Source organism: Streptomyces sp. NBC_00075, assembly GCF_045041225.1.
Classification (GTDB): Bacteria; Actinomycetota; Actinomycetes; order Streptomycetales; family Streptomycetaceae; genus Streptomyces; species Streptomyces adonidis.
Genome location: NZ_CP108243.1, coordinates 8,520,918 through 8,531,534 on the forward strand (window position 1 = coordinate 8,520,918; position 10,617 = coordinate 8,531,534).

At 71.4% G+C, this 10,617-nt stretch carries 9 protein-coding genes; 2 read left to right on the forward strand and 7 right to left on the reverse strand.

Annotated elements, in window-relative coordinates:
* Positions 1-114 precede the first annotated feature (114 nt).
* Positions 115-1,143 carry a prolipoprotein diacylglyceryl transferase gene (gene lgt, locus OG787_RS37360; protein WP_405538196.1) on the forward strand — a complete coding sequence of 343 codons (1,029 nt, stop codon included), beginning with the start codon at positions 115-117 and terminating at the stop codon, positions 1,141-1,143.
* Between the two features lie 64 nt (positions 1,144-1,207).
* Here the strand turns inward: lgt and OG787_RS37365 are convergent, their stop codons facing one another.
* The 7 genes from OG787_RS37365 to OG787_RS37395 all read right to left on the reverse strand — a co-directional run bounded on the left by OG787_RS37365 (position 1,208) and on the right by OG787_RS37395 (position 9,300).
* Positions 1,208-2,035: an HpcH/HpaI aldolase/citrate lyase family protein gene (locus OG787_RS37365; RefSeq protein WP_405538197.1), complete on the reverse strand. Its 828-nt coding sequence runs from the start codon at positions 2,033-2,035 to the stop codon at positions 1,208-1,210.
* Positions 2,032-3,267, reverse strand: a complete 1,236-nt coding sequence (locus OG787_RS37370; protein WP_405538198.1) for a CaiB/BaiF CoA transferase family protein — start codon at positions 3,265-3,267, stop codon at positions 2,032-2,034. The genes OG787_RS37365 and OG787_RS37370 overlap by 4 nt, the downstream gene beginning before the upstream one ends.
* The gene (rbsK, locus tag OG787_RS37375; protein ID WP_405538199.1) at positions 3,264-4,166 is read right to left on the reverse strand and encodes a ribokinase; all 903 of its coding nucleotides are present in this window, start codon (positions 4,164-4,166) and stop codon (positions 3,264-3,266) included. The genes OG787_RS37370 and rbsK overlap by 4 nt, the downstream gene beginning before the upstream one ends.
* Positions 4,163-5,632, reverse strand: coding sequence for an ADP-ribosylglycohydrolase family protein (locus OG787_RS37380; RefSeq protein WP_405538200.1), 1,470 nt, complete (start codon positions 5,630-5,632; stop codon positions 4,163-4,165). The genes rbsK and OG787_RS37380 overlap by 4 nt, the downstream gene beginning before the upstream one ends.
* The gene (locus tag OG787_RS37385) at positions 5,620-6,807 is read right to left on the reverse strand and encodes an ADP-ribosylglycohydrolase family protein (RefSeq protein WP_405538202.1); all 1,188 of its coding nucleotides are present in this window, start codon (positions 6,805-6,807) and stop codon (positions 5,620-5,622) included. Before OG787_RS37385 ends, OG787_RS37380 begins: the two co-directional genes overlap by 13 nt.
* A gap of 8 nt (positions 6,808-6,815) precedes the next feature.
* On the reverse strand, positions 6,816-8,018 hold the full coding sequence (locus OG787_RS37390; protein ID WP_405540702.1) for an ADP-ribosylglycohydrolase family protein: 1,203 nt from the start codon (positions 8,016-8,018) through the stop codon (positions 6,816-6,818).
* Between the two features lie 187 nt (positions 8,019-8,205).
* Complete coding sequence (locus tag OG787_RS37395) at positions 8,206-9,300, reverse strand: ADP-ribosylglycohydrolase family protein (protein ID WP_405538203.1); 1,095 nt, start codon at positions 9,298-9,300, stop codon at positions 8,206-8,208.
* 274 nt (positions 9,301-9,574) lie between these two features.
* Between OG787_RS37395 and OG787_RS37400 the strand changes: the two genes are divergently transcribed.
* Positions 9,575-10,318 (forward strand): VIT1/CCC1 transporter family protein, encoded by a 744-nt coding sequence (locus OG787_RS37400; protein WP_405538205.1) that lies wholly within the window; start codon positions 9,575-9,577, stop codon positions 10,316-10,318.
* The last annotated feature ends 299 nt before the right edge of the window (positions 10,319-10,617 follow it).

Below are 10,617 nucleotides of genomic sequence, written 5' to 3' on the forward strand. Positions count from 1 at the left end.
CCGGGGGCCTCCGGTTCGGCGTCGTGAGCGGAACCGGAGGCACCGCCCGTTATGGAGCCGTTGCCCGGGGCGGCTCACATCCGCCGCACCCGTCAAGGTAGCGTCGGGACTGCCATGGATATCGCCTACATTCCCAGTCCGTCGCGCGGGGTGCTGCACCTTGGACCCATTCCGCTGCGCGGCTACGCGTTCTGCATCATCATCGGTGTCTTCGTCGCGGTCTGGCTCGGCAACAAGCGCTGGCTCGCCCGCGGTGGCCGACCCGGCACGGTGGCCGACATCGCGGTCTGGGCCGTGCCCTTCGGCCTGGTCGGTGGCCGCCTCTATCACGTGATCACGGACTACGAGCTGTACTTCAGCGAGGGCCGCGACTGGGTGGACGCCTTCAAGATCTGGGAGGGCGGCCTCGGCATCTGGGGTGCGATCGCCCTCGGCGCGCTGGGTGCGTGGATCGGCTGCCGTCGGCGCGGAATCCCGCTGCCCGCGTGGGCCGACGCCCTCGCGCCCGGTATCGCCCTCGCACAGGCGATCGGGCGGTGGGGCAACTGGTTCAACCAGGAGCTGTACGGGCGCGAGACGACCGTCCCCTGGGCCGTCCACATCACCTCCTCGACCGACGGCCGGGTCCCGGGCTACTACCACCCGACGTTCCTCTACGAGTCCCTGTGGTGCGTCGGTGTCGCGCTGCTGGTCATCTGGGCCGACCGCCGCTTCACGCTCGGACACGGACGGGCGTTCGCGCTGTACGTCGCGTCCTACTGCGTAGGCCGCTTCTGGATCGAGTACCTGCGCGTCGACGAGGCCCACCACATCCTCGGCATGCGGCTCAACAACTGGACCGCGATCGTCGTCTTCGTCCTCGCGGTGGTCTACTTCGTGCTCTCGGCGAAGAAGCGCCCCGGCCGGGAGGAAGTCGTGGAGCCCGGTGCGGAGGTCTCCGACGGTTCGGCGGAGGACGCCGTCAAGGGTGACGAGGCTGACGAAGGCGATGCGGAATCGGCGGAGGTGAAGGCCGAGGCCGATACGGACGGCACGGCCGAGACCGAGGACGACGGCGCGGGCGAGAGCAAGGCCGACTCCGACTCCGAGTCCGCGGACAAGGCCGATGACAAGGCCGAGGCGGAGCCGAGCAAGAAGATCTAGCTGTTGGTGGTACGAGGACGAGGGCGCCCCGGTCGGACCGGGGCGCCCTCGTTCGTTGTGCGGGTCAGGGGCGGTCGCGGTCGGCCAGGGACAGGGTTCTGCGGGCCGCCGCCACCACCGCCGCGTCGATGAAGCGGCCGTCCGGGAGGGCCTGGGCGCCCTCGTCCGTCGCCCCCGCCTTGACGATCTGTTCGGCCTCCTCGATCTCCTCCGGGGTGGGGAGGTACGCGCGTTCGATGACCGGGAGCTGGCGGGGGTGGATCGCCGCCCGGCCCAGGAAGCCCAGGGCGCGGCCGTGGGCGCAGGACGCGGCCAGGGTGTCCAGGTCCCGGATGTCCGGGTGGACCGACTGGGGCGGCGGGGCGAGTCCGGCCGCCCGTGCGGCCACGACGACCCGGGAGCGGCACCAGTCGAGGCCTGCGTCTCCCCGTACCCCCAGATCGGCCCGGAGGTCTGCCTCGCCCAGCGCGATGCCGTGCAGGGCGGGGTGGGCGGTCGCGATGGCGAAGGCGTGTTCGATGCCGAGGGCGGTTTCGAGGAGGGCGTGCAGCGGGAGACCGGCTGCGGAGGGCAGGGTGGCCACTCGTACGACGTCCTGGGGTGCCGTCACTTTCGGGAGGCGTAGGCCCGAGATGCCGGGGAGGCCTTCGAGGGACCGGAGGTCGGGGGTGGCCAGGGGGCTGTCCAGGGCGTTGATCCGGACGTGGACCGGGACCGGTTGGGGGTCGGTGAGGCGTTCGGCGGTGGCTGTGCGCGCGTACTCCTTGCGGTCGGGGGCGACCGCGTCCTCCAGGTCGACGACGACCACGTCTGCGCCCGAGGCGAGGGCCTTGGTGACCACCTCGGGGCGGTCGCCGGGGACGTACAGCCAGGTCAGGGGGGTGGCTGTCACAGGGCGCCCTCGGTGCGCAGGGTGTCGATCTCGTGGTCGGCCAGGCCCAGTTCGGTGAGGACGGCGGTGGTGTCGGCGCCGTGCGGGCGGCCCGCCCAGCGGATCGCGCCGGGGGTCGCGGAGAGGCGGAAGAGGACGTTCTGCATGCGGATCGGGCCGAGTTCGGGGTCGTCGACGGTGGTGATGGTGTCGAGGGCCTGGTACTGCGGGTCGGTCATCACCTCCCGTACGTCCTGGATCGGGGCCACCGCCGCCTCCGCCTTCTCGAAGGCCGCCATGACCTCCGTATGGGGGTGGCGGGCGATCCACGAGCCGACCGCCTCGTCGAGGACGTCCGAGTGGCGGGCGCGGTCGGCGCCCGTGGTGAACCAGGGCTCGTCGATCAGTTCCGGGCGGCCGACGAGACGCATCACGCGTTCGGCGATCGACTGGGCCGAGGTCGACACGGCGACCCAGGTGCCGTCGGCCGTGCGGTAGGTGTTGCGGGGCGCGTTGTTCTGCGAGCGGTTGCCGGTGCGCGGCTGGACGTGGCCCAACTGGTCGTACCAGAGCGGCTGCGGGCCGAGAACCGTGAGGATCGGCTCGATGATCGCCATGTCGACGACCTGGCCCTCGCCGGTGCGGTCGCGGGCGGCGAGGGCCGTCATGACGGCGTACGCGGTGGCCAGGCCCGCGATCGAGTCGGCGAGGCCGAAGGGCGGGAGCGTCGGGGGTGCGTCCGGTTCGCCGGTGATCGCGGCGAAGCCGCTCATCGCCTCGGCGAGGGTGCCGAAGCCGGGGCGGTGGGCGTATGGGCCGAACTGGCCGAAGCCGGTGACGCGGGCGAGGACCAGGCGTGGGTTGGCGGCGGACAGCTCCGGCCAGCCCAGGTCCCATTTCTCCAGGGTGCCCGGGCGGAAGTTCTCGATGATCACGTCGGCTGTCGTGGCGAGGTGGAGGAGGGTGGCGCGGCCTCCGGACTTCGACAGGTCCAGTGTCATCGTGCGCTTGTTGCGGCCCAGCAGCTTCCACCAGAGGCCGATGCCGTCCTTGGACGGGCCATGGCCTCGGGAGGGGTCGGGTTTGGCCGGGTGCTCGATCTTGATCACCTCGGCGCCGAAGTCGCCGAGCATGGTGGCGGCGAGGGGGCCCGCGAAGAGGGTGGCCAGGTCGAGGACGCGGAGACCTGTGAGAGGGGCCGTGGCTTCCGTGGTCGTGCCGGGTGCGGGGGTGAGGGGCTTGGGTGCGTTCATGATGTGTACCTGGCCTCGATCTCCGAGCGGTACGGCATCGATGCCGACGCGCCCGGCCGTTGTACGGAGAGTGCGCCCGCCGCCGAGGCCCAGGCCAGGGCGTCCGGCATCGGGCGCCCTTCGGCCAGGGCCACCGCGAGGGCGCCTACGAAGGTGTCGCCGGCGCCGGTCGAGTCCACGGCGGTGACGGGTGGCGCGGGGACGGTGATCGTCGTGGTGGGTTCGGTGCCCCGGGTCGCGTAGAGGCTGCCGGCCGGGCCCAGGGTGACCACGACCTCCGGTACCTGGTCGAGGAGTGCGGTGGCTGCCTGGTGAGGGTCGGTCAGGCCGGTGAGGGCTGTGGCCTCGTGCTGGTTCGGCACCAACAGGTCGGTGACGGCGAGGAGTTCGGGTGGCAGCGGTTGGGCGGGGGCCGGGGTGAGGATCGTACGGACGCCGTGGCGGTGAGCGGCCTGGGCGCCCTCGATCACCGCCGTGAGCGGGATCTCCAGCTGGAGCAGCAGTGCGTCGGCGGTGGCGATCAGGCCCTCGTCGCCGGGGGCGAGAGCGATGACGGTGCCGTTGGCGGCGGGGATGACGACGATCGCGTTGCCGCCCTCGTCGTCCACGACGATGTGCGCGGTGCCGGAGGGGCCCTCGACGGTGCGGAGATGGTCGGTGTCGACGCCGGAGTGCTCCAGCGTGGAGCGGAGTTGGGTGCCGTACGTGTCGTTGCCCACCGCGCCGATCATCGAGACGTCGGCGCCCGAACGGGCCGCGGCCACAGCCTGGTTGGCGCCCTTGCCGCCGGGGATCGTACGGAACTCACGTCCCGTCACCGTCTCCCCGCGCTGCGGGGCCTTGCCGACGTACGCGACGAGGTCCATGTTCGTGCTGCCCAGCACGGCGATATGGGTCATGGGTGGGCTGCCTCCGAGTGGGTGAGGGAGTACGTCAGTCGGGCGAGGTCGTCGAAGCCGGTGCCGTTGAAGTCCGCGACGGAGGTGGCGAGTTGGTTCTTCAGGGGGGTGGTCCAGCGGTCGGGGAGGGCGTCGGGGGAGCCTGCGAGGAGGGCGGCGATGCTTCCTGCCGTCGCGCCGTTGGAGTCGGTGTCCCAACCGCCGGACACGGCACGGCAGATGGAGCCGGTGAAGTCGCCGTCGGCGTGGGTGAGGGCGGCGGCGATCAGGGCGGTGTTGGGGATGGCGTGGACCCAGTGGTAGGTGGTCGCGTGGGTGGCGTGGAGTTCGTCCACGACGGTGGTGAAGTCGGGGTGGGTTCGGGCCAGTTGGATGCCGTGGTGGATGGCTTTCGCCAGGCGGGAGTGTGGGGGGATCACTGTCAGGCCGGTGCGCAGGCAGGCGTGGATGTCGTGGGTGCCGGTGGCTGCCTGGGCGATGGTGGCCGCCGTGAACATCGCCGCGTAGACGCCGTTGGCGGTGTGGGTGAGGGTCGCGTCGCGGTACGCCTGTTCGGCGGCGGTGGCCGGGGCGCCGGGGTTCGTCCAGCCGTGGACGTCTGCGCGGATCAGGGCGCCGATCCATTCGCGGAACGGGTTGCGGTGGCGGGCGGTGAGTGGGGGTTCGAGGCCGGAGAGGAGGTTTCGGTAGGCGATGCGTTCGGCCGTGAAGGTGCGGCCTGCGGGGAGTTCGTCCAGCCAGAGTTTCGCCACGTCCGTGGTGGTGAAGTGGGGGCCGTGGCGTTGGAGCAGGAGGAGGTTGAGGAGGGGGTAGTTGAGGTCGTCGTCCTCGGGCATGCCGTTGATGTTCTCGGCGAGGGAGGTGGGGGCTGAGCGGCGGTTCCAGGGGTGGGCTGTCAGGAGTTCCTCCGGGACTCCTTTGGCTGTGAACCAGGTGTTCAGGGGCCAGTTGCCGGTTGCCTGGGCGAGGTGGCGGATCGCGCTGAGGGAGAGTTTTTCTACCGGTTTGCCCAGGAGGCAGCCTGCGGCTCTGCCCAGCCAGGCTGCTTCCAGGCGGGGGCGGAGTGGGGCTGGCGTCGGGGTGGGGTCGCTTGCCGGCGCTTGCCGGGTGCCGCCTCTCTGTGGGACGGGAGCCGCCCCAGCGGCACGACTGCCCGCAGGCTGGGCTGGTTGGGTGGGCTGTGCGGGCCAGTTGGGGCACAGCGCTCGGATCAGGGGTAGGTCCGTTGGCTCGTGCTCCGCCAATTTGCTTGGTAGGTCTGCCAGTTCGTCCAGCAAGTCCTCTGCCAGTTGGCGCACGTAGCGCGACGCCCGGTCCGGGGATGCGCCCGCGCGGGGCGGGGCCTCCGGGCCGCCCGCCGCTCTCCAGCGGGCGGCGATTCTGCTGGGCTCGCGGCCGTCCTGGGTTGCCTGGCGCAGTTCGTGGCCTAGCAGGTCCTCCGGCTGGACCCAGGTCAGTCGGAGCATCCTGGGCTCCTGAGCTGGGCGAACGCCTCCTCGTGGGAACGGCGTCGGTGGACGTCCCGTTCGAAGACCTCCCGGGTCACCTCGGTCAGTGTGCGGGCCGGTTCCCACAGGTCCAGGCGGCTCGCCTCCGCGACCGTCTTCGACCAGTCGGACGGCACCTCGGAGCCCAGGGCGCCCGCCAGGGCCCCGGCCATCGTGGCGATCGAGTCGCAGTCCCGGCCGTAGTTCACCGAACCCAGCACCGCATGCCGGAAGTCGCCGCCCGCCACCGTCAACATGCCCAGCGCCACCGGGAGTTCCTCGATCGTGTGGAGACGGGACGGGCGACGGGCGCCCAGTGACGGGGCGCGGTAGTCCGGGCCCACCGTGTCGTACGGCGTCACCGCCTCCCGAAGTGGGCGCAGCGCCGACTCGAAGTCCGAGTAGCGGGAGGCCACTTCGCACACCGTTTCGATGGCTGCTCGGGTGCCGTCCTTCGCCAGGGAGAGGCAGGCCTCGATCACTGAGTTGGGCGTCGCTCCTGGGGTGCACGCAGCCGCCACCGCCGCCGCGAAGACCGCCGCCGCCTCTCTGCCGTACGAGGACTGGTGGGCGCCCGCGATGTCGAGGGCCTCGGTGTACGCGCCCGCCGGGTTGGCCGCGTTGACCAGGCCCACCGGGGCCATGTACATCGCCGCACCGCAGTTGACGATGTTCCCCACGCCTGCCTCGCGGGGGTCGATGTGGCCGTAGTGGAGGCGCGTCACCAGCCATTTCTCCGCGAGGAAGATGCGCTGGAGGGGGAGTGCCTCCGCCTCCAGTTCCGGGATCCAGCGGGGGTTCGTCATCAGGTCCGGGACCAGGTGGCCGGCGATCGCGTACGCGTCCAGGTGGTCGCGGACCTTGGCGTAGACGCGGATCAGAGCGTGGGTCATCAAGGTGTCGTCGGTGACGTGGCCGTCGCCCTTGTGGTACGGGGCGATCGGGCGGGCCGTGCGCCAGGCGTCCCCGTTCCAGGGGCCGACGATGCCGTGGACGCGGCCCGCGTGGCGTTCGAGGATCTGCTCGGGGGTGTAGCCCTCGACGGGGCCGCCGAGAGCGTCTCCGACGGCCGCGCCCACCAGGGCTGCGGTGATCCGTTCGTCCAGGCTCAGCGCTTGGCCTAGTTCGTGCGTTTCTGTTGTTTTGGGCTTCATGCCCCGAATCATCCACCTGGAGCGGTCCGTTGCGTGGCTTCCAGGAGTTCGGCGAGTTCCACCAGGTCCGTGCCGGTCAGGCGGGGGAGTGCGCAGCCGGAGAGGGTGCGGCAGGCGTCCCGCCAGGCCGTCGGGATCGTGGCGCCGCCGCCCAGCGCTCCGGTGAGGGCGCCCGCGAGGGCGGGGGCCGAGTCCGCGACCCGGGAGAGGCAGGCCGCCGCCGGGACCGCTTCCGCGATCCGGCCCTGTGCCGCGGTGGCCAGCGCCAGCGCGACCGGGACCGTCTCGGCGGCGGCGATCCCGTAGCTGTAGACGTGGTCCACGATCTGGTGTTCCAGGAGCGGGACCAGGGCGAACGCGCCGTCCGTGTCCTGGGCGAGCTTCAGCGCGTGGCGGGTGTTGCGGCCGATCTCCGTGCCCTCGGGCAGTTCGGCGAGGGCCGCGTTCACGCACGCCTCGACGTTCTCGCCGGCCAGTGCCAGGGCGAGGGCCGCCGCCATCGCGCGGGCGCCGTGCACGCCGTCGCCGTCCTGGGTGTAGCGGGCGTCGAACTCGGCCAGTTCGGCGGCGAGTCGGGGGTTGCCGGGGTGGGCCACGGCCAGCACGCATGCCCGTACGCAGGCCGCGTCGTCGAAGTAGTGGGGGTTGTCGTGGCCGGTGGCGGGTGGGCGTAGGCCGGCGGCGAGGTTGCCGAGGCCTGCGCGTACGGAGATGCGGGCGCGTAGGGGGAGTACTGCCGATTCGACTTCGGGGGCGCGTTCGGCTGCGGCCGCTACCTCGCTGGCGACCGCGTTCCAGGAGAGGTCGATGGCGGCGCGGGCTCGCCGTTCGCGGCTCAGGTCGCCGAGCACGGTGTCGTCGCCGGCGCGTAGCAGGGCCTCTGCTGCGAATGCCGCCCACTCGGCGTCGTCGGAGGGGCCCAGGCGGAGGGGTTCCGGGGGTTGGTTGAGGGCGATCGGGACGGGGAGGGTGGTTGTTGCGTTCTGTTCGGCGAAGGTGTCGAGTTCGCGGGTGAGGCGGCGGGTCCAGTCGGGCATGCGGGCGGCTCTGTGGCGGGCGGCGGGCCAGCCTGCGGCGTCGCCTGCGGCCAGGCCCAGGAGGAGGCCCTCGATGCGGCGGGGGGTCATGGGTGGACCTCGGCTTCGGCTCGGGTGGTGTGTTTCGCCCCCGCCGCCCCTACCCGTCCCATCCCTGGGGGCTGCCGCCCCCAGACCCCCGCTTCGGCCTGAACGGCCTCGTCCTCAAACGCCGGACGGGCTGAAATGCCTCGGTCGGCCTTGTCCTTGAACGCCGGACGGGCTGAAATGCCCCGGTCGGCCTTGTCCTTGAACGCCGGACGGGCTGAAATGGCCGCGCCCGTGGTGGGAGAGTGTGGCAGATCCGCTGCCTGGGGTGGGTTCACAGCTCTACCTCCGTTTCCGTCGTCGTGTCTTGGTCCGCGGCCAGGACGAACTCCTCCTGCGCCCGTACCACCGGCTTCGCTCCCCACTTGCCGCCCTCGCCCGGTGTCAGTAGCTCTGCCACGTCGAGGACGTGGTGGCCTGCCATGGAGGGGAGGCAGGTGCCTCGGGCCGGGCCGATTGCCTCCGCCCAGTCCGGCGGGATCGCCGAGGCGCCGCGTGTCGCGCCTGCCAGGGCGCCTGCCACCGCTGCCGTCGTGTCCGCGTCGCGGCCCATGTTGACGGCTGTGAGGACCGATTCCGTGAAGTCGCCGTCGGCTGCCGCGTACGCGCCGAAGGCCAGGGCTACGGCTTCCGGGGCCAGGTCCGTCCAGGGGTAGCCGCCGATCACCACCGCGGAGCGGACCGCCCGTTCGCCTCGGTGGGCCACCGCCACCGCCCGGCGGAGGGAGCGTGCCGTCCAGCTGTCGTCGGGGACCACCGCCAGGGCCGATGCGACCACCGCGATCGTCGGCGCGCCCGCCATCGCCGCCGCCACGCCCGCCGCCACCGCCTGGCCGCCGTAGATGCCCTCGCCGTCGTGGCTCACCGAGCCGTCGATCGCCACCAGACGGGCCGCCTCGGCCGGGCGGCCCGCCGCGAAGACGCCGAAGGGGGCCGCGCGCATCGCCAGTCCGTCGCTCCAGGCGTGGCGGTGCTGGGCCGAGATGGGGGCTGCCAGGCCCCTGCGCAGGTTCTCCAGCGTGCCTCGCTCGCTGAAACCCGCGCCCCGGAACGGGCCCTCGTCGAGGTCGGCGATCCACTGGTGCCAGGCCGCCTCCACATGGGCCGGGGTGAGGGCCGAGCCGTGCCGGGCCAGCAGGAGGCCCGAGAAGATCGCATACTCCGTGTCGTCCGTGCCGGAGGGGTTCTCGGCCACATAGCCGGTGATGCGGCCCCAGCGGGCGCGGATCTCCGAGGGCTTCATGTTCTCGGCGGGGGCGCCGAGCGCGTCCCCCACGGCCAGACCCAGCAGGGCGCCGCGTGCTCTGTCGCGCAGGACGGCGGCGTCTCCGGGCGCCGGGACCGAGGGAATGCAGGCGATCGATGCCATACGCGGCCTCTCCTCCGGAGGGTTCCGGGTGCTCCCGCGCGGGGAGCGGAACCCTTTGCGGAACTGTCCCACCGGAGGCGTTCGCACGAGCCTATGGCGCCCCAGCGTCACCCGGTCGACATTTGTGCGAGCACCCCTACGGATGAGCGATCACGGTGAATGTGCAGGTGAGGGCAGCCTTTCCTTGCTGGCGAGGGTGGAATTCGCGGCGTATTTTTGGTGTTGTCGATAGTTGGAATCAGTCTAGGTTTGCTCCGGCAATGCCCGGAGCGGGATGGGGGACGGTGTGGCTGTCGTCGAGAGTGGGGCTGCGCTGCATGAGGCGCACCGGGACAATCACACCCACCGGGATGTGAGCGGGGGGTGGCTGCGGCCCGCCGTTTTCGGGGCCATGGACGGGCTTGTCTCCAACCTCGCCCTGATGACCGGTGTCGCCGGTGGCGCTGTCTCGCATCAGACCGTCGTCATCACCGGGCTCGCCGGTCTTGCCGCTGGCGCCTTCTCCATGGCCGCCGGCGAGTACACCTCCGTCGCCTCCCAGCGCGAGTTGGTGGAAGCCGAACTCGACGTCGAGCGGCGGGAGTTGAGGAAGTATCCCAAGGATGAGGAGCGGGAGTTGGCCGCTCTGTACCAGTCCCGGGGTGTCGAGCCGAAGCTTGCCCGTGAAGTCGCTCGGCAGCTCTCGCGCGATCCCGAGCAGGCGCTCGAGATACATGCCCGTGAGGAACTGGGTGTCGATCCCGGTGACCTGCCCTCGCCCGCCGTCGCCGCTGTCTCGTCCTTCGGGGCGTTCGCGCTCGGTGCGCTGCTTCCCGTACTGCCTTATCTGCTCGGGGCGACCGCGTTGTGGCCCGCCGTGCTGGTCGCGCTCGTCGGACTCTTCGGGTGCGGGGCTGTCGTGGCCCGGGTGACCGCGCGGACCTGGTGGTTCAGCGGGCTCAGGCAGCTCGCGCTGGGGGGTGCGGCGGCTGGTGTGACGTACGCCCTGGGCAACCTGTTCGGGGCGGCCGTAGGATAGGAAATCGCGCACTTATGCGTTGGGCCGCATAAGTAGCCGTTACTCGCTGGTTTCGAACGCTTAACCACTGGGCATGAGCCGTAAGCGCTGTGGGCAACGAAGCCTGCGGCGCACCCGCGAGGTGGGCGACGACGCTCCCCTTGCCATGGGCCGAAGGACATCGATCTGTCCGCTTCGACCCCCATTACTTCCACCGCAGCGCGGTCATCACGCCGCGCACGACGGTGTCCGCATGTTGGTACGTAGTATCCGGTTCCCGAGAACCGTCCCATCATGTAACCTGCACGAAATTTTGCACT

Excerpts from the sequence above, each read along its gene's own strand:
- lgt (WP_405538196.1), top strand. The coding sequence starts at position 115 with ATGGATATCGCCTACATTCCCAGTCCGTCGCGCGGGGTGCTGCACCTT.
- OG787_RS37370 (WP_405538198.1), bottom strand. The coding sequence starts at position 3,267 with ATGAACGCACCCAAGCCCCTCACCCCCGCACCCGGCACGACCACGGAA.
- rbsK (WP_405538199.1), bottom strand. The coding sequence starts at position 4,166 with ATGACCCATATCGCCGTGCTGGGCAGCACGAACATGGACCTCGTCGCG.
- OG787_RS37380 (WP_405538200.1), bottom strand. The coding sequence starts at position 5,632 with ATGCTCCGACTGACCTGGGTCCAGCCGGAGGACCTGCTAGGCCACGAA.
- OG787_RS37385 (WP_405538202.1), bottom strand. The coding sequence starts at position 6,807 with ATGAAGCCCAAAACAACAGAAACGCACGAACTAGGCCAAGCGCTGAGC.
- OG787_RS37395 (WP_405538203.1), bottom strand. The coding sequence starts at position 9,300 with ATGGCATCGATCGCCTGCATTCCCTCGGTCCCGGCGCCCGGAGACGCC.
- OG787_RS37400 (WP_405538205.1), top strand. The coding sequence starts at position 9,575 with ATGGGGGACGGTGTGGCTGTCGTCGAGAGTGGGGCTGCGCTGCATGAG.